Source organism: Pseudarthrobacter sp. LMD1-1-1.1, from assembly GCF_040676255.1.
Lineage (GTDB): Bacteria > Actinomycetota > Actinomycetes > Actinomycetales > Micrococcaceae > Arthrobacter.
In genome coordinates this window covers 58,587-73,720 of the sequence record NZ_JBEGHP010000012.1, presented here as the reverse complement: position 1 = coordinate 73,720, position 15,134 = coordinate 58,587, and the positions used below count along the sequence as shown (strand labels likewise).

Genomic DNA, 15,134 nt, shown 5'->3' with positions numbered 1-15,134 from the left:
GAAGGGAAAACCATGAGGAAACTGAACAGGATCGGCGGAGCTGCAGCTGTTGCTGCGGCCCTGGCGCTGACGGCCTGCGGCGGTGGCGGTGCCAGCGGCCCCGAAACAGCCAAAGGACAGGAATCCGGAAGCGACCTGTCCAAGCTGATCAGCATTAACGAGAAGCCGGCGTCCGACCTTCAGCAGGGCGGCAAGGTTACCCTTCCGCTGGGCAACATCGGCCCGGACTTCAACGGGTTCTCCAACAACGGCAACAGCGCGGACAACTCCGCCCTGCAGATCCCCATGAACCCGGTCGCCATGAACAGCGGCGGCATCGGCGGCTGCTGGAAGGTTGACTTCAAGGGCAAGGTCACGCCCAACACGGACTTCTGCGAGTCGGTGGACAGCGTGGTCAAGGACGGCAAGCAGACCATCACCATCAAGGTGAACCCCAAGGCCACCTACAACGACGGCACGCCCATTGACGTCAAGGCCTTCAAGAACACCTGGAACATCCTCAAGAGCCCGGATGCCGGCTACGACATCGTCAGCTCGGGCGCCTATGAGTTCGTTGATTCCGTGGAGGCGGGCAGCAGCGACAAGGAAGTCATCGTCAAGACCAGCCGCCCGGTCTTCCCCGTGGATTCGCTCTTCTTCGGACTCATCCACCCGGCCGTCAACACCCCGGAGATCTTCAACGAGGGCTTCAACGGCAACATGCACCCGGAGTGGATGGCGGGCCCGTTCAAGCTGGACCAGTATGACACCGCCGCCAAGACGGTAACCCTGGTGCCGAATGACAAGTGGTGGGGCCAGAAGCCGGTCCTGGCCAACGTGACCTTCCGCCAGCTGGAAACCAGCGCACAGATCGCCGCCTTCAAGAACGGTGAGATCGATGCCATGTCCGCCAACACCATCTCGCTCTACAAGCAGCTGGACGGCACCAAGGATGCGGACATCCGCCGCGGCCAGCGCCTCTTCGCCGGCGGCCTGAACCTGAATGCCCAGCGCATCACCGACGTCAACGTCCGCAAGGCCATCTTCGCTGCCGTGGACCGCGAAGCCCTCCGCAAGGTCCGCTTCAACGGCCTGAACTGGGAGGAGCCCAGCAGCGGTTCCATGATGCTCCTGCCGTTCTCGGAGTACTACCAGGACAACTACCCGGTCAAGGAAACCGGTGCCGATGCCGCCAAGAAGGTCCTCACTGACGCCGGCTACACGGCCAACGCCAACGGCATCATGGAGAAGGACGGCAAGCCCGCTGCCTTCAAGATCAGCAACTTCGGCGACGACCCCACCACCCTGGCCGTGGCACAGACCCTGCAGAAGCAGCTCCAGGCCGGCGGCATGGATGTGGGCATTGACCAGCGCGCCTCCGCCGACTTCGGTAAGGTCCTGGGCAGCCGCGAGTTCGACCTGAGCATCTCCGGCTACACCGTGGGCCCGGATGCCACCGACGCCGTCAAGCAGTACTACGACTCCAAGGTCAACGAGAACAAGCTGGGCGACGCCGAGCTGGACAAGAAGATCGCCGACCTCGCCTCCATCGAGGACAACGCAGCCCGCAACAAGGCAGCCATGGACGTGGAGAAGGAGCACATGGCCAAGTACTACTCCATGGGCGTGGTCTTCAACGGCCCGCAGATCTCCTTCGTCCGCACCGGACTGGCCAACTACGGTCCGTCCCTCTTCCAGAGCACCTCGCAGGTCCCGGACTGGACCACCATCGGCTGGGTCAAGAAGTAACCCCCCCGCAGCCCGATCGAGAAGCCGGCACCCCTGGTCTTCCAGGGGTGCCGGCTTCTTTTAACCAGGCGTTTTAACCACGCGGGACGGGGGGTAGCGTTGCTTCCATGACCGGAACTGAAGGCGCCCCCCGCACCATCCGCACCGCCGTCGTCGGCTACGGGCTTGCCGGCAGCGTCTTCCACGCGCCGCTGCTCTCAGCCAACACCAGCTACTCGCTGGACGTCATTGCAACGTCCGACGCCGGGCGGCAGGCAAGTGCCTCGTCCCGGATTCCGGGGGTGGAGGTGGTGCGCGACGGCGCCGACGTCGTCAGGCGGGCAGCGGACCTTGACCTTGTGGTCCTGGCGACGCCGCCCATGACCCACTTCCCCCTGGCAAAGGCCGCGTTGGAGGCGGGGCTGGACGTGGTGGTGGACAAGCCGTTCGCGGTCACCAGCGCGCAGGGCGAGGAACTCATTGCGTTGGCGGGGCAACTGGGCCGGGTGCTCACCGTGTTCCACAACCGCCGGTGGGACGGGGATTTCCTGACCCTCCAAAAGCTGCTGGCGGCCCAGGCCCTGGGCCGGGTGACCCGGTTCGAGTCGCGGTTCGAGCGGTGGTCCCCGGCCATCGCCAAAGCCTGGAAAGCGCGGGCCACCGCTGCCGACGGCGGAGGCGTCCTGTTCGACCTGGGCAGCCACCTGATCGACCAGGCGCTGCAGCTGTTCGGCCCGGCCACCGTCCTCCACGCGGAACTGCAGGCGCGGCGGTCCGATGAGCGGGCTGACGACGACGTCTTCCTGGTCCTGCAACACCAGTCGGGAGTGATCAGCCACCTGGCCATGAACGTGCTGTGCGCCCAGCAGGGGCCGCGCTTCCGGGTGCTGGGCTCGATTGGCGGCTTCACCAAGAACGGCGTGGACCCGCAGGAGCCCTACATCGTGGCAGGTGGCAGCCCACTGGACGGGGACTACGGCGTGGAAGCGCCGGAGTGGGCCGGGCTCCTGGGCCGCGACGGACACCTGGACCGTCTGCCCACCGAACGCGGGAACTACCCGGAGTTCTACCGCCTCCTGGCAGCCAGGATCCTCGACGGCGGAGCACAGTCACCCCTGCCCCTCCCCGTAAACCCGGAAGACGCCGTCGAGGTCCTCAAAATCATCGAGAGGGCCAGGGAGCTTGGGGTTAAATGACTCATCGATTGCTCCGTAGTTGTCGTTCCGGGGGTCCAAAACGACAAGTACGGAGCAATCGATGAAGGGAGGGCCTTAGGCGGAGACGAGCTCGTGCCAGTCAGCCACGAGGGGCAGGTTGTGAGCCTCGGACACGGAGTGGTGTGCCACGTGGCCCGCGGCGATGTTGAGGCCCGCAGCCAGGGCGGGGTCGCGGTCGAAGGCGGCCTTGACGCCCAGGTTTGCCAGGGACACCGCGTAGCGCAGGGTGACGTTGGTCAGCGCGTACGTGGAGGTGTTGGGTACGGCGCCAGGCATGTTGGCCACGCAGTAGAAGATGGTGTTGTGCACCTTGTACGTGGGTTCCTGGTGCGTGGTGGGGTGGGTGTCCTCGAAGCAGCCGCCCTGGTCCACAGCGATGTCCACCAGGACGGAGCCGGGCTTCATCCGGGCCACGAGGTCGTTGGTGACCAGCTTGGGGGCCTTGGCGCCGGGGATGAGGACGGAACCGATCACCAGGTCGGCGTCCACCACAGACTTTTCGATCTCGTACGTGTTGGAGGCAACGGTCTTCAACCGGCCCTGGTACTGGGCGTCCAGTTCGCGCAGGCGGTTGATGTTGATGTCCAGGATGGTGACGTCGGCGCCCAGGCCCAGGGCCATGGCTGCGGCGTTGGTGCCGGCAACACCGGCGCCCAGGACAACCACCTTGGCGGGACGGACGCCCGGCACGCCGCCCATCAGGACGCCCTTGCCGCCGGCGGGGGCCATCAGGGAGGTGGCACCGACCTGGACGGAGAGGCGGCCGGCAACTTCGGACATCGGTGCCAGCAGGGGGAGGGACCGGCCCTCCTGGACGGTTTCGTACGCGATGGCGGTGACGCCGGAGTTGATGAGCTCCGTGGTGAGCTCCGGCTCGGCGGCCAGGTGCAGGTAGGTGAAGAGGATCAGGCCCTTGCGGAAGCGGTGGTACTCGGACTTGATGGGTTCCTTGACCTTCATCACCATGTCGGCGCGGGCCCAGACGTCATCGGCCTCGTTGACGATCTCGGCGCCGGCGATCGAGTATTCCTCGTCGGTGATGCCCGAACCCAGGCCGGCCCCGCGCTCCACCAGCACGGTGTGCCCGTGGGTGAGGAACTCGTGGACGCCTGCCGCGGTGATGGCCACGCGGAATTCGTTGTTCTTGATTTCTTTCGGGACGCCGATGATCATCGTCTGCTCCAGTTTTTGGGGCCGGTAGGCCGAAAAGGCGGAAGGATTTTCGTGTTTCAACGATAAATCCCGCTGTGAGCCAGGCGACATGAACTGCATCGGACGCTGCACGACCAACCGCGCCATTCCGCCGATTTTGGATCCCCTGCTTCGACACGTGTCGAGTCCTGAAGCGTCAGGTGTCGCCTCATGTCCGTTCGTCCCCGGGCCCATCTGGGCAGTACTGTTGGCCCATGCAGCAGCAGGGTGTGGAACAGCTCGTCGAACAGGTGGCGCAGAAGCTGGGCCGTGGCCTGTCCCTTGAGGACCTGGACGGACTGCTGCTCGCCTACAGCTCCAACCAGTCCCATGCCGACCGCGTGCGGGTGAACTTCCTGCTAAGCAAGAAGGTTCCGGCGGACGTAAGCGCATGGCAGCTCTCCCATGGCATTGCCACTGCCGTGCGGCCCGTGGTGGTTCCGGCCAACCCGGACCTGGGCATGCTGGGCCGGGTGTGCGTCCCGCTGATGGTGCGCGGCTTCCGGGTGGGTTACCTCTGGGTGCAGCAGGACTCGGCGGCGGAAAGCCCGACGGCGATCCTCACCCAACTGCCCGGCGTCAACCACGAGCTGGAGCTGCTGTCCGGGCTCCTGCTCGACTCGAACACGGCCGAATCCGAATTCCGGCGGGGCCGTGAGCGGGAATTCCTGGCCGCCTGTGCCGGAGAACCCAATGCCGTGGCCGCCGTGGCCGGGTGGAAGGAAGTCCAGGGCAGGGGTCCATGGCAGATGGTCACGGTGCTGGACGCGGACGGCTGGGCCAGCGGCCCGGACCCCATCGCCTCCACCCTGATCCACCGGTCCACCGCACTCCAGGCCACGGTGGGGGTGGACGCCGCCCTCTTCAGCGCCGGCACGGAGACGCATTCGGTGGTGCTGTTCCGCGAATCGACCGGCCGGGCCAACCATGCACAGGTCCTGGTGCACTACCAGCTGGAGCTGGCCAAGCGCTCCGGCCGCCCGGTGCACCGGATCATCCTGGGGATCAGTGAAGGCTTCGCCAAGACCCGCCAGCTCTCCGAGGCATACCGGCAGTCACGGATGGCGGCCCAGGCCGCCGCAGTGGATCCCCAGCTGGGCGAGCTGGTGGACTGCAGGGCCACCGGCGTGTACCAGTTGCTCGCGTCCGCCGGGGGAGGGGTGGGGGCCTGGGCTGATTCCGGGTCGGTGTACTTCCGGATGCTCGAGGACCACGACCGCAACGGCGAGCTGATTCCGGTCCTGGAGCTGCTCTATGACAATGACGGCTCAGTCCAGGATGTGGCCACCAAGCTCCACCTGCACCGCAGCAGCATCTACAACAGGCTGGGGCGGATCCGGCAGCTGCTGGGGGTGGACCCGCTGAAGGGGATGCCCCGGCTGGAACTGCACGCCGCCCTCAAGATGCGGCGGTGGGCGGCGCGGCCCAGGATTTGATGGCCTCCGCCACCTGCCGCGGACGCAGGTGCTGGACCACATGTCCGGCGCGCTGGATCTCCACGAAGCTTCCCTCCGGCACCACCTGCGAGAGCCGGAGCGACCAGTCGGCGCCGGCCACCTGGTCGTGGTTGCCGCGCAGCACCAGGACGGGCACATTGATGCCGGCCAGCCGCCGCTCCGTGGGGTAGGCCATCATGACGGGGAGTTCGGTGAAGTACCAGCGCGGTCCGCAGCGGAAGTAGTCCGAGAAGACGAGCCAGTTGGAGGACGCGTTTTCGCGGAGGAGGGCGTCCAGGAAAAGCGCCAGCCCCTGCCGCTGCACGCTCCGGTACCGGGCGTCCACCACCGGCCCCATGAGCACCAGCCGGTGGGCCTGCCCCGGGGCGTAGAGGGCGGCTTCGATGGCGAACTGCACGCCCATGGAATGTCCCACCAGGATGTAGGAGCCAATGCCGCTTGCCTTCAGGGCCTGGGCGATGAAGGCGCCGTAGTCTGCAATGGACAGCGGCCGCTCCGGCCTGGGCGTCCCGGCGAAGCCCGGCAGGTCCAGCGAATACGTGGGGGCAACGGCGGAGAGTTCGCCGTGGAGGCGGCGAAGGTAGCGGTGGGAGACGCCGATGCCGTGGATGAGGACATAGGCGGGCGCGGCGGGAGCTCCGGCAGCGTCCGGTCCGGGAGGCGGCGTCCCGTGAGCCCAGAAGATGCGGCCATGCAAACCGTTTGCTTCCACGTCGGCAGAGTGAAGCGAAACGTCTTTCCGTCGCCGCGGCCACGCCATGCGGGGCCGCACTACCCGGCCGTGCCGGCGTGATCGCCGGCGTCCTTTTCGTGCTTGCGCTTTTGCTCCGCAAGCTTCTGCTTCCCAAGCCACGTCATGATGTCGGCCGTCCGGATCCGGCGGTGCGATCCGCGGTACTCCACCGGGATCTCGCCGCGGTCCGTCATGTTGCGCAGGTAGGTGTGCGAGATCCCGGCCAGTTCGGCCGCCTGGGAGGTGGTCAGCATCTCCTCCACGCTGCTCACGGTCACCGTTTCGCCGCGGCCCAGCCTGGCGAGGAGATCCACGACGGCGTCCCTCGCCTGCCCGGGCAGCCGGTGGACCGTTCCATCCACGAACACGGTGATGTCATTGCTGTCCTCGAGGGCGCGCGTCAGGCTGCGGGCCTCGCCGGCGGGCAGGCCGGTCGTGACGCGGGGGGCTATCAGTGCCATGGACGTAGCCTATCCCGGGTGTGGCCGGCATGCCCGCGGGCGTCAGAGCCCCAGTTCCTCCAGGACCGGCAGCTTTTCCCGCACCCAGGCGCGGGCTTCGGTGGCGCTCGGCGCGGACAGGGCCAGCTTGGCCAGTTCCTGGGCCTCGGACAGGGTCACGGTCTTCAGGACCGCGGCCACCGCGGCAAGGGACCGCGCGGTCATGGACAGGGTGCTGACGCCAAGGCCGGTAAGGACGACGGCGAGGGCAGGATCGGCGGCAGCTTCACCACAGACGCCCACGGGCTTGTCGTGGCCCTCCGCGCGGGACCCCTCGACGGTCAGTCCCACGAGGCGCAGGACCGCGGGCTGCCAGGGGGTGTTCAGATTGGCGAGCGGGCCGAGCTGGCGGTCGGCAGCCATGGCGTACTGCGTGAGGTCGTTGGTGCCCAGGCTGGCGAAGCTGACTTCGCGGAGGATGGCCTCGGCGGTCAGGGCCGCGGAGGGGACCTCCACCATGACGCCGGGGGTCTTGATGCCGGCGTCTGCGCACATGGAGGCGAAGCGCGAGGCTTCCTCCGCGGTGGAGATCATGGGGGCCATGACCCAGACGTCGGCCTGGGACTGCTGCTGGGCCAGGGCGATGGCTTCGAGCTGCCGGTCCAGGACGCCGGGGGTGGTGAAGTCCGTGCGGTAGCCGCGGACGCCGAGGGCAGGGTTGGGCTCCGTGGAATCGGTCAGGAAGGGCAGGGGCTTGTCCGCGCCCGCATCCAGCGTACGCAGCACCACCTTCTTGCCGGGGAAGGCATCGAAAACGCTCTTGTAGGCAGCCGCCTGCTCTTCAACGGAAGGTTCGGTGTCCCGCTCCAGGAAGCAGAACTCGGTGCGGAAGAGGCCTACGCCCTGGGCTCCGAGCTTGGCGGCAGCTTCGGCGTCCTTGCCGCCACCCACGTTGGCGAGCAGCGGCACCTGGTGGCCATCCGCCGTCGTACCCGTGCCGGTGAACTCAGCCAGCAGCGACGCCGTGGCTGCCCAGGCTTCCGCCGTGGCACGGAGGGTCTCGTCAGGTTCGGCGGTGATGCTACCGGCTGCGCCGTCCACGTAGACCTCGGTGCCGTCGGGGAGCTCGTCGACGCCCACGGCGGCAACCACGGCGGGCAGGCCGAGGGAGCGGGCGATGATCGCCGTGTGGGACTGGGGGCCGCCGCCGGCGGTGACCAGCGCCAGGACCTTGTTCGGGTCAAGGGTTGCCGTGTCCGCGGGGGCAAGGTCCTCTGCCACCAGCACGAACGGGGTGTTGGAGGCGGGGATGCCGGGTGCGGGGACGCCCCGCAGCGCGGCGACAATCCGGGCACGGACGTCCAGGACGTCGGTGGCCCGTTCGGCCATGTAGCCGCCCAGGTTGTGCAGCATCTCCGACACGGAGGAGCCGGATTCCCAGATGGCGCGTTCGGCAGAAACACCCCGGGCCACCAGCTTGGCCGCCCCCTTGATCAGCATGGTGTCCTTGGCCATCAGTGCAGTGGCTTCCAGGACAGCCTTGCCGTCACCGATGGCGTGCGCGGCGCGCTCCTTCAGTTCGTCGTGCACCGCCTGGGAAGCTGCCTTCAGGGCTGCGGTGGCTTCCTCGGCAGTGGTGTCCGGAGCCAGCTGTTCACCGGCGGGAGGCTCACTGATGGGTTTGGGCATCTGCCGGATGGTGCCGATGACGCGGCCTGGGCTGACGCCTACTCCTGGGAAGTTCTGCACTGAAGGTCCTCATTCTCTGCCGGTAGACAGGCCCGCCAAGTTCTCCGGCGCCGTGCCGGGTCCGCCGGAGGACTGCTACGTCCAGGGGCGGGAAACGTGCCTGAAAAAATTGTATGTGATTCAGTTCATATAGCAACGCTATAGGTGCTAGGGTAGCGGTTATGAGTTTGGATGGCCAGCTTCCCCCCAAAATGCGGCTGCTCCGTGCTGCCGCGGAACTGCTGGCAAATTCGGCCGGAGCTCCGGTCTCCACCCGCCAGATCACCCAGCTGGCAGGGGTTTCGGCTCCCACCCTGTACCACCACTTCGGTGACAAGGAAGGTCTGTTCGACGCCGTCGTCGCCGCAGGGTTTGAGGAATATGTCGCGGGCGAAAGGGATTTCGCCCCCTCCGGACAGCCACTTGAGGACATCCGGAGAATGTGGGACAACCACGTCCAGTTCGGCCTGAACCAGCCCGAGCTGTACCTGGTCATGTTCGGCAACATCCGTCCGGAAAGCCGTCCTGCCATCGTGGCGGATGCCGAGGCGCTGATGGAAGAGATGCTGAACAAGGCAGCGGCGGCGGGCCAGCTGAACGTCCAGCCCAGGGAAGCGGCCAGGTCCATCCTGGCGGCCAACGTGGGAGTGACGCTGATGCTGATTGCGGAACCCGCCACCGAACGCAACCTCGAACTGTCCACCATGACCCGGGACGCCATGATTTTCGCGGTGTCCGCCGAGCCCGCCAGCGGCCCGGCCCCGGGCGGCACCGGGAAGTCCTCGGTGGTGGTGGCAGCGATCGCCCTGAACGCCGCACTTCAGGCTTCGCACTCTGACCAGCTTTCCAGCTCGGAACTCAAGCTTTTCCTCGAATGGCTGCACCGGATCTCCACCAGCCCGGCCGGATAGCCCCACAACCCCGCATTACCCAGCAGTACGTCGTCGTAATCATCGGACCAATCCTGCGGAGCAGCAGGAATGACGGTTAGGAAATCACATGGCAACAGAGACAGTTGCAAAACCCCGCACCAGCGCGCGCGTGCACGTCCAAAAGTTCGGGACATTCCTGTCCGGCATGATCATGCCCAACATTGGCGCGTTCATCGCCTGGGGCATCATCACCGCCCTCTTCATCGAGAAGGGGTGGCTGCCTGTTCCGCAGCTCGGTGGTTTCGGTGAGACCGGCGGGAAGCCCAACATCGGCCTGGTGGGCCCCATGATCACCTACCTCCTGCCGCTGCTGATCGGCTACACCGGCGGCAAGATGGTCTACGACGTCCGCGGCGGCGTGGTGGGGGCCATCGGCACCATGGGCGTGATTGTGGGCGCCGGCATCCCGATGTTCATCGGTGCCATGATCATGGGCCCCTTGGGCGGCTGGACCATGAAGAAGATCGACTCCATCTGGGACGGCAAGATCCGCCCGGGCTTCGAAATGCTGGTCAACAACTTCTCCGCCGGCATCTGGGGCGCCCTGCTGGCACTGCTGGGCTTCTACGGCATCTCGCCGCTGGTCACCGCCTTCAGCACGGCCGCCGGCAACTTTGTCCAGTTCCTGGTGCAGAACGGCCTCCTGCCGCTGACCAGCATCTTCATCGAACCCGCCAAGGTCCTGTTCCTGAACAACGCCATCAACCACGGCGTCCTCACCCCGCTGGGCGTCCAGCAGTCCCTGGAGCAGGGCAAGTCCATCCTGTTCCTGCTGGAGGCCAACCCCGGTCCCGGCCTAGGCCTCCTGCTCGCGTACGCGTTCTTTGGCCGCGGCGCCGCCAAGGCCTCCGCCCCCGGCGCTGCCATCATCCAGTTCCTCGGCGGCATCCACGAGATCTACTTCCCTTATGTCCTGATGCGCCCGCTGCTGATCCTGGGCACCATCGCCGGCGGCATGACCGGCATCGCGACCCTGGCCATCACCAACTCCGGCCTCGTGGCCCCGGCCGCGCCTGGCTCCATCTTCGCCGTCCTGGCGCAGACCTCCCGCGACAGCTACTTCGGCGTGATCCTCTCCGTGGTGCTCGCGGCTGCCGTCTCCTTCCTGGTCTCCTCCGTCATCCTGCGAACCACCAAGCACAGTGACGAGGCGGACCTGGGCGACGCCACCGCCCGCATGGAGGCCATGAAGGGCAAGAAGAGCTCGGTTGCCTCCACCCTGACCGGTGCCGGGGCGGGAACTGCCGCTGGTGCGGCCGCCGGCCACGGCGGAGTGGGCGTGCTCGCCGGCCCGGTGCGGAACATCGTGTTTGCGTGCGACGCCGGCATGGGCTCCAGCGCCATGGGCGCCTCGGTGCTGCGGAACAAGATCAAGGCAGCGGGCTTCCCCGACGTCAAGGTCACCAACGCCTCCATCGCCAACCTCAGCGACACCTACGACGTTGTGGTCACCCACCAGGACCTGACCGAACGCGCCAAGCCGGTCACCTCCAGCGCCGTCCACTACTCGGTGGACAACTTCATGAACAGCCCCCGCTACGACGAGATCGTCGAGCTGGTCCGGGACAGCAACACCGAGGGCGGAACGGCCGACGCCGGCACCTCCCACGGTGCCCACGCCGCCGATGCCCCGGTGGACGCAGCCCCCGCTGCCGCGGGAGCGACGGCAGGCGGCGCAGCAGCCGCCACCGGAACCTCCGAGATCCTGGCCCGCGAGAGCGTGGTGCTGACCGGTAAGGCCACCACCCGTGACGCCGCCATCGACGAGGCCGGCCGGCTCCTGCTGGCCCGTGGCGCCGTGGATGAGGGCTACATTGCCGCCATGCACGAGCGCGAGGAATCCGTGTCCACCTACATGGGCAGCTTCCTGGCCATCCCGCACGGCACCAACGCCGCCAAGGACCACATCCGCAAGTCCGCGGTGTCCGTCATCCGCTACCCGGAGGGCATCGACTGGAACGGCAAGGAAGTGAAGTTCGTGGTGGGCGTGGCAGGCATCAACAACGAACACCTGCACATCCTGTCCTCCATCGCCAAGGTGTTCACCAACAAGGAGCAGGTGGCCCGGCTGGAGGCTGCCACGTCCGAGGACGAAGTCCTGGAGCTCTTCGGAAAGGTCAACGCATAGTGAAGGCAGTACATTTCGGTGCCGGCAACATCGGCCGCGGCTTCGTGGGCCTGCTCCTGCATGACGCAGGCTACGAGGTGGTGTTCGCGGACGTCGCGGAGGAACTCATCACCCGGCTCTCGCAGGCGGACAGCTATGCGGTGCACGAGGTGGGGGAGAACCCCGCCGTACGCACCGTGGACAACTTCCGGGCGCTGAACTCCAACGCCCAGGAAGCAGAGCTGGTCCAGGAAATCTCGACGGCGGACATCGTCACCACGGCGGTGGGCCCGCACATTCTGAAGTTCGTGGCGCCCGTGATCGCCAAGGGCATCGTCGCCAGGGAACCGGGCCTCACCCCGCTCCAGGTGATGGCCTGCGAGAACGCCATCAATGCCACGGACATCCTGGCCAAGGAGGTTGCCTCGCAGCCCGGGGTCACCGCCGCAGTGCTCGACGGCAAGGCGGTCTTCGCCAACACCGCCGTGGACCGGATCGTGCCCAACCAGGAGGCCGGGCAGGGCCTGGACGTGACGGTGGAAACCTTCTACGAGTGGGTCATCGACCGCACCGCCTTCGGCGATTCCGTTCCGGTGATTCCGGGAGCCACCTTCGTGGATGACCTCTCGCCCTACATCGAGCGGAAGCTGTTCACCGTGAACACCGGGCATGCCTCTGCCGCCTACCTCGGCTTCGAAGCGGGCGTGGAGAAGATCTCGGACGCCATGGCGGACCAGGATGTGGCCGAGGACGTACGGGCGGTGCTGGAGGAAACCAAGCAGCTCCTGGTGGCCAAGCACGGGTTCAGCAACGACGAGCAGGAGGCCTACGTCCAGAAGATCCTGGTCCGGTTCTCCAACCCGTACCTGCCGGACACCGTGAACCGGGTGGGCCGCGCCCCGCTGCGGAAGCTGAGCCGGCACGAACGGTTCATCGGCCCGGCGGCGGAACTGGCGGAACGCGGCGTCGTGCCGGAGGCCCTGCTGGGTGCCATCGCGGCCGCCCTGCGCTTCACCGATCCCGCCGATGCCGAGGCTACCGAGCTGGCAGCCATCCTGGCCTCCGCGGGCCCGGCGGATGCCACGGCGAAAATCACCGGGCTCGAGAAGGACCATCCGCTGTTCAATGCCGTTGCCACCCTGGTGGAGGAGCGGCAGGCGGAGCTGGCCAGCACCCCGGCCTGACACATCCCGGGACGCGCCATCACTTCCTGCACCCCCTGACGCAACGCTCCATCAGATCCTGCCGGATTTCCGGCAACGCGGCATCATGACGACGCCGGCACCCATGCGGGTGCCGGCGTCGCGGTCTTCCTGTGCAAGGCTGGGCAGGTGATCCCTGCCCAAGATGCCGTTCCTGCCCTGTTCACTGCCGACGTCGACGGCGGCACGTTCCGCCTCCGCCACGCCACCCGTGCCGACCTGCCCGCCATGGTGCGGCTGCTGGCCGACGACGCCCTGGCCGCCGGGCGGGAAACCGCGCAGGACATGGAACCTTACGAGCACGCCTTCGACGCGATAGCGGCTGACCGGAACCATCTGCTGGTGGTGGGCGAGCTGGTGCCTCACGGCGAAGCCGCAGGCGCGGCAGTTGCCACCTTCCAGCTGAGTTTCCTGCCAGGGATCTCGCGGACGGGTGCCTGGCGCTCGCAGCTCGAGGGCGTCCGGGTGGACGCGTCCCTCCGCGGCCAGGGGCTCGGGAAGCTGATGGTGGGCTGGGCGGCCGGGGAGTCCCGCAGGCGCGGCTGCAGCCTGATGCAGCTGACCACCCATCAAAGCCGCACGGCAGCCCAGCGGTTTTACCAGCAGCTCGGCTTCGAGGCCAGCCACGTCGGCATGAAGCTGGCCCTCTAATCTTGACCGTTAGGTACCCTAAATGTTAGGGTACCTAACGATGGATACCAACGATCCCCAGCTCCAGGAACTCGCCAGTGGGTTCCGCGAAGCCCTCCGCCACAGTGTCTACCTGGTCCGGCGCCTCGACGCGGACGGTGAACTCAGCGCCGCCCAGCTCAGCACGCTCAAGATGCTGCTCGGCGAAGGCCAGCGCGTCGGTGAAATTGCCCGGAACCTCGGGGTCCGCGTGCCCAGCGCCACCGAGCAGATCATCAAGCTCGAACGCGCGGGCCTGGCCCGGCGCGAGCCCGACCCGGCAGACTCCCGCGCCGTCCGGGTGATCCTCACCCCCCAAGGCCGTGCCGCCGTCGACGCCGCAAACACGCGGCGCAACCAGGTGATGGCCGACATCCTCAGCACCCTCACCGACCAGGACCGTAAAGCCCTGTCGGAGGCCCTGCCGGTCATCGACAAGATCAATGCATCCCTCCAGAACTGAACCAGCCACCCACACTGAATTAGCCACGAACTTAGGAGTACCCTCCATGGACGGCCAGCTCGCAGAAACCCTGCCGGCACCAGAATCAACCCTGCAGGCCGAAAAGGCCTCATTCCTGAAGCAGCCCAAGGCGGTGTGGGCCACCGCCCTCGCCGCAGTGTTCGCCTTCATGGGCATCGGGCTGGTGGATCCCATCCTCCCGGCCATCGCCACCAACCTGGACGCCAGCCCAAGCGAGGTATCGCTGCTCTTCACCAGCTACTTCCTGGTCACGGCGCTGGCCATGCTGATCACGGGTTTTGTGTCCTCGCGGATCGGCGGCAAGAAGACCCTGCTGATCGGCCTGGCCGTCATTGTCGTCTTCTCCTCGCTGTCCGGAATGTCCGCCAGCGTCGGTGAGCTGGTGGGCTTCCGCGCCGGCTGGGGACTGGGCAACGCCCTCTTCGTGGCCACCGCCCTCGCCGTGATCGTAGGCGTGGCCAGCGGCGGCGCCGGGACCGCCATCATCCTCTACGAAGCCGCCCTGGGCCTGGGCATCTCCCTCGGCCCGCTGCTCGGCGCCCTCCTGGGCGGCTGGCAGTGGCGCGCACCCTTCTTCGGCACCGCCGTCCTCATGGCCGCCGCCTTCATCGCCCTGATCGCCCTGCTGCCCAAGACCCCGCTGCCTGAGCGCAAGGTGCGCCTCCGCGACCCGCTGCTGGCGCTGGGACACAAGGGACTGCGGACGACGGCGGCGAGCGGCCTGTTCTACAACTACGGCTTCTTCACCATCCTGGCTTTCACCCCGTTCATCCTGGGCATGGATGCGTACGGCATTGGCGGAGTCTTCTTCGGGTGGGGCGTGGCCGTGGCGGTGTTCTCGGTCTTCGTGGCCCCGCCGCTGCAGGCACGCTTCGGCGCGGTGAAGGTCCTGACGGGCACGCTGTTCCTGCTCATGCTGGACCTGGCCGGCCTGGGACTGGCTGCCGGGCACTCGGTTCCTGCCGTCGTCGTGCTGGTGATCGTTGCCGGTGCACTGCTGGGCGTCAACAACACCATCTACACCGAACTGGCCATGGGTGTCTCGGATTCGCCCCGGCCGGTGGCATCCTCCGGCTACAACTTCGTCCGCTGGATGGGCGGCGCGCTGGCCCCGTTCGCGGCGGCCCAGCTCGGCGAGCACTTCGGCCCGCAGGTCCCGTTCTTCGCCGGTGCGGTGGCCATGGTGATCGCCATCCTGGTCGCGTTCGGCGGCCGGGCCTACCTGTCCTCGCACGAACCGCACGTCGTGTAACCGCCGCACGTCAGG

General features: G+C 67.1%; 13 protein-coding genes. 9 read left to right on the top strand and 4 right to left on the bottom strand.

Annotation, left to right across the window (positions count from 1 at the left end):
- The first annotated feature begins 12 nt into the window (after window positions 1-12).
- Window positions 13-1,728 (top strand): ABC transporter family substrate-binding protein, encoded by a 1,716-nt coding sequence (locus tag MRBLMD1_RS05850; RefSeq protein WP_364398154.1) that lies wholly within the window; start codon window positions 13-15, stop codon window positions 1,726-1,728.
- A gap of 107 nt (window positions 1,729-1,835) precedes the next feature.
- Window positions 1,836-2,903: a Gfo/Idh/MocA family protein gene (locus MRBLMD1_RS05845; RefSeq protein WP_364398152.1), complete on the top strand. Its 1,068-nt coding sequence runs from the start codon at window positions 1,836-1,838 to the stop codon at window positions 2,901-2,903.
- A 75-nt stretch (window positions 2,904-2,978) separates the two neighbouring features.
- On the opposite strand, the gene ald is transcribed toward MRBLMD1_RS05845, so the two are convergent.
- Window positions 2,979-4,097, bottom strand: a complete 1,119-nt coding sequence (gene ald, locus MRBLMD1_RS05840; protein WP_159635003.1) for an alanine dehydrogenase — start codon at window positions 4,095-4,097, stop codon at window positions 2,979-2,981.
- A 233-nt stretch (window positions 4,098-4,330) separates the two neighbouring features.
- Here ald and MRBLMD1_RS05835 point away from each other — a divergent pair, with 233 nt between their 5' ends.
- The gene (locus MRBLMD1_RS05835; RefSeq protein WP_364398150.1) at window positions 4,331-5,551 is read left to right on the top strand and encodes a PucR family transcriptional regulator; all 1,221 of its coding nucleotides are present in this window, start codon (window positions 4,331-4,333) and stop codon (window positions 5,549-5,551) included.
- On the opposite strand, the gene MRBLMD1_RS05830 is transcribed toward MRBLMD1_RS05835, so the two are convergent.
- From MRBLMD1_RS05830 to ptsP, 3 genes are read right to left on the bottom strand one after another with little or no spacing between them, the layout of a single operon-like run.
- On the bottom strand, window positions 5,514-6,332 hold the full coding sequence (locus tag MRBLMD1_RS05830; protein WP_364398148.1) for an alpha/beta fold hydrolase: 819 nt from the start codon (window positions 6,330-6,332) through the stop codon (window positions 5,514-5,516). The genes MRBLMD1_RS05835 and MRBLMD1_RS05830 overlap by 38 nt on opposite strands.
- 11 nt (window positions 6,333-6,343) lie before the next feature.
- Window positions 6,344-6,766 (bottom strand): helix-turn-helix domain-containing protein, encoded by a 423-nt coding sequence (locus MRBLMD1_RS05825; RefSeq protein ID WP_364398146.1) that lies wholly within the window; start codon window positions 6,764-6,766, stop codon window positions 6,344-6,346.
- Window positions 6,767-6,808: 42 nt separating this feature from the next.
- Window positions 6,809-8,494 (bottom strand): phosphoenolpyruvate--protein phosphotransferase, encoded by a 1,686-nt coding sequence (ptsP, locus tag MRBLMD1_RS05820; RefSeq protein WP_159629671.1) that lies wholly within the window; start codon window positions 8,492-8,494, stop codon window positions 6,809-6,811.
- A gap of 161 nt (window positions 8,495-8,655) precedes the next feature.
- Between ptsP and MRBLMD1_RS05815 the strand changes: the two genes are divergently transcribed.
- The 6 genes from MRBLMD1_RS05815 to MRBLMD1_RS05790 all read left to right on the top strand — a co-directional run bounded on the left by MRBLMD1_RS05815 (window position 8,656) and on the right by MRBLMD1_RS05790 (window position 15,119).
- Entirely contained in the window at window positions 8,656-9,384 is a 729-nt protein-coding gene (locus MRBLMD1_RS05815; protein ID WP_159629673.1) for a TetR/AcrR family transcriptional regulator, read from the top strand.
- 88 nt (window positions 9,385-9,472) lie between these two features.
- Window positions 9,473-11,533 (top strand): PTS mannitol transporter subunit IICBA, encoded by a 2,061-nt coding sequence (locus MRBLMD1_RS05810; protein WP_224023725.1) that lies wholly within the window; start codon window positions 9,473-9,475, stop codon window positions 11,531-11,533.
- On the top strand, window positions 11,533-12,696 hold the full coding sequence (locus tag MRBLMD1_RS05805) for a mannitol-1-phosphate 5-dehydrogenase (protein WP_364398143.1): 1,164 nt from the start codon (window positions 11,533-11,535) through the stop codon (window positions 12,694-12,696). Before MRBLMD1_RS05810 ends, MRBLMD1_RS05805 begins: the two co-directional genes overlap by 1 nt.
- Before the next feature lie 177 nt (window positions 12,697-12,873).
- A complete protein-coding gene (locus MRBLMD1_RS05800; RefSeq protein ID WP_364399300.1) occupies window positions 12,874-13,365 on the top strand; it encodes a GNAT family N-acetyltransferase in 492 nt (163 codons plus the stop codon).
- A 40-nt stretch (window positions 13,366-13,405) separates the two neighbouring features.
- Window positions 13,406-13,846 (top strand): MarR family winged helix-turn-helix transcriptional regulator, encoded by a 441-nt coding sequence (locus tag MRBLMD1_RS05795; protein ID WP_159629679.1) that lies wholly within the window; start codon window positions 13,406-13,408, stop codon window positions 13,844-13,846.
- Between the two features lie 46 nt (window positions 13,847-13,892).
- The gene (locus tag MRBLMD1_RS05790) at window positions 13,893-15,119 is read left to right on the top strand and encodes an MFS transporter (RefSeq protein ID WP_364398140.1); all 1,227 of its coding nucleotides are present in this window, start codon (window positions 13,893-13,895) and stop codon (window positions 15,117-15,119) included.
- Window positions 15,120-15,134 lie beyond the last annotated feature (15 nt).